1 protein-coding gene is annotated in these 277 nt (G+C 67.1%); it reads right to left on the reverse strand.

The genetic code is table 11. From position 1 onward, the window contains the following. Positions 1–277 (reverse strand): endolytic transglycosylase MltG (locus EOC06_RS43905; RefSeq protein ID WP_245470231.1); only part of this gene is annotated, 277 nt, incomplete at both ends.

A 277-nucleotide genomic window follows, 5' to 3' on the forward strand; every position in this document is an offset into this window, starting at 1 on the left:
GTCGTCGGCACCGTCAGCCGGCCCACTGCCAGCGGGTTTGACAGCATTGCTGTCGCCGGTGCCAGTCGTCTTGGCGGCTTTGGCGGCATCATCGGCCTGCTTCTTCAGCAACGCGCGATAGCGGGCGACGTTCTCGTTGTGCTCGTCCAGCGTCGCGGCAAAGACGTGCCCGCCGGTGCCGTCGGCAACGAAATAGAGGTCGGCGGTCTTCGACGGATTGGCCACCGCCTCCAGCGCTGCACGACCCGGATTGGCGATCGGCGTCGGCGGCAAGCCA

The organism is Mesorhizobium sp. M7A.F.Ca.MR.362.00.0.0 (assembly GCF_004023175.1).
Classification (GTDB): Bacteria; Pseudomonadota; Alphaproteobacteria; order Rhizobiales; family Rhizobiaceae; genus Mesorhizobium.